The organism is Aquabacterium sp., assembly GCF_004297345.1.
Classification (GTDB): Bacteria; Pseudomonadota; Gammaproteobacteria; order Burkholderiales; family Burkholderiaceae_C; genus Aquabacterium.
Map to the genome: position 1 here is coordinate 1 of NZ_SCTN01000070.1, position 2,581 is coordinate 2,581.

2 protein-coding genes and 1 pseudogene are annotated in these 2,581 nt (G+C 62.5%); 1 reads left to right on the top strand and 2 read right to left on the bottom strand.

What is annotated here, in order from left to right:
- The coding region (locus EPO09_RS02050) for an exodeoxyribonuclease III (protein WP_290639673.1) at positions 1–462 on the top strand (462 nt) is incomplete at its 5' end.
- On the opposite strand, the gene mutY is transcribed toward EPO09_RS02050, so the two are convergent.
- Together mutY and EPO09_RS02060 are read right to left on the bottom strand one after the other, a co-directional pair.
- Positions 463–1,563, bottom strand: a complete 1,101-nt coding sequence (gene mutY, locus EPO09_RS02055) for an A/G-specific adenine glycosylase (RefSeq protein WP_290639675.1) — start codon at positions 1,561–1,563, stop codon at positions 463–465.
- Positions 1,560–2,581: pseudogene (locus EPO09_RS02060) on the bottom strand (dynamin family protein); the annotation flags it as partial. The gene mutY and the pseudogene EPO09_RS02060, both read right to left, overlap by 4 nt.

A 2,581-nucleotide genomic window follows, 5' to 3' on the forward strand; every position in this document is an offset into this window, starting at 1 on the left:
GGCTGCTACTTCCCCAATGGCCAGGCGCCTGACAGCGACAAGTTCGTCTACAAGATGGGCTGGCTGGATGCGCTGGAAGCCTGGCTCAAGCAGGAGTTGCAAACGCACCAGAACGTCGTGCTGATGGGCGACTTCAACATCACACCGACGGACGCCGACGTCTACGACCCTGTTGCCTGGAAAGATCAGATCCACTGCACGCCACAGGAGCGCGCGCACTTCCAGCAACTGCTGGATCTGGGCATGCACGATGCCTTCCGCTTGTTCGAGCAGCCGCCCAAGCCCTGGAGCTGGTGGGATTACCGCAACCTGGCATTCCGCAAGAACCAGGGCCTGCGCATTGACCACATCCTGGTGAGCGAGGCACTGAAAGCAAAGACCACGGCGTGCGTGATCGACAAGGCCCCACGCAAGAACGAACGCCCCAGCGACCACGCACCGGTCATCGTCACGCTCGGCTGATCAGCCTTGCAACAGGCGCCTCAAGGGCGCCGGCAAGCCCCAGTTACCCAACTCAGCCAAGGGCACCCAACGGCCACTGTCATTCAAGGCAGTCAAACGGGCTTGCAAGGCCGTGGCATCGGCGGGCTTGTTCAACACCAGCCTGCGCGGGTGCAGATACCAGTCCAGATGCGTCAGCACATGCTTGATGCGTGGCTGCATATCGACCTGATCGACCAGCGAAGCCGCACCGACCACCTCGGCCAGTGCGGCTTCGTCGTCCAGCAAAGGCATGGTCCACAAGCCCGCCCACACGCCTTTGTCAGGCATCTGCTGCAGCCACACCTGCTCACGCCATTCCAGCCACAGCCACCAACTTTCACGCTCGGAACGCTTGAGCTTGCGTGTCTTGACCGGGTAGCGTCCAGGGTCACCCTGTACACGAGCCTTGCAGATGTCCGACCACGGGCAAGTCAGGCAAGCCGGCTTGCGCTGCGTGCACAACGTGGCGCCCAGATCCATCAAGCCTTGCGTGTAGGAAGGCATGTCCGCCGCCTTTGCAGGCAACACAGCCTGCGCCGCCTCCCACAAGGCCCGCTCATGCGTCTTCACGGAGAGATCCTGGTCCCAACCCAGCACACGGCTGAGCACCCGCTTGACGTTGCCATCCATGATGGAGATGCGTTCGTCAAAACAGAAAGCTGCAATCGCGGCTGATGTCGAGGGCCCGATGCCGGGCAAGGATTGCAGGGCCTCACTGCCGCGAGGGAACTGCCCGCCATGCAGGTTCACCACATCCTGCGCACAACGATGCAGATTGCGGGCGCGGCTGTAATAGCCCAGGCCGCTCCACAGTGTCAGCACATCATCAAGCGGCGCGGCGGCCAGCGCCTGCACATCGGGGAAGCGTTGCAGAAAGCGCTCGAAGTAGCCCAGCACGGTCGTGACCTGGGTCTGCTGCAGCATGATCTCGGAGAGCCACACGCGATAGGGATCACGCACTTTCTGCCAGGGCAGATGGTGCCGCCCTTCCTGGTGCTGCCAGGCCACCAGGCGATCGGCCACAAGGGGTGTCACCTGCCGCGCATGCCGCAGCAGGCTGGCCGAGGTCGGGGCCGTCATGCCCCGGTGGTGACCTGAGCGGCCTCGGGTGCGGACGCCAGATTCAGATCCAGCGACACGTGTTGCACACCGGCATCGGCCTGCGCAGCAGACAAGGTGTCGGTCTGCGCCTGCTTGACCAATTCATTGATCAAGTCGCCCAGATGCGTCTGCAACTGCAGCACACGCTCATCCTGCGCCTGGACTTCCTGCAAGCGGGTATCCAGCTCGTTGGACGCGGACTGGATGCGGTCCAGCGACTCATAACGGCGCTTGAAGTTGCGGCGACGCTCGCGCAATTGGCTGTCCACCTGCGCCGACGCCGTCTTGTTCCACAGTTCGATGTCGTTGCTCACGGTCTCGAACACCACACGCAGACGCGAAATCAGCATGCGACGGAACTGTTCCTGGAAGCCCGGTTGTGCCAGCCTGAAGGCCTGGCTCAGGCCCAGGTACTGCACGTAATTGCGCTCGATGAGGTTGAGGTCATCGGTGTACTTGCGCACATCCAGTGGCACATCGGCCACCAGGCTGAAGCCGAACTCGGCATTGAGCTTGGCATACGAGGCCACCAGCATGGCGTGGATCTCGTCATTGCGCTGCTGCGCCTGCTCGATCAGATCACGCAAGCGTGCGCACAGATCGATGAAGGATTTCTTGGCACCCAGCGGCAACCAGGATCCGCCCAGCACCTGCTGCAGCACATCCACTTCCTGGCGCAGCCGATCGGCCGACAGCTCATGCAAGGCACTGCGCAACATGCGCGCATGCACGCTGCGCATGGCTTGCAGGCGGGCCGTGCACTGCTCGAACTCTGTGGCCTCGGCTTGCACACGTTGCAGCATCAACTGCACCTTGCCGCTGCTCTTGCCACGCAGGCCACGCAGTTCATGCAACTGATCGGCAAACAGGCGGCGCATTTCACCAAAACGGCGGGTGAGCTGCTGCTGGAACTGCTGCGCACCTTGCACAGCAGCCTGCCCCAGGTTCTCACGACGGCGAGGCAACAAGCCTTCCGACAGCGCGTTCTCGAACGTTT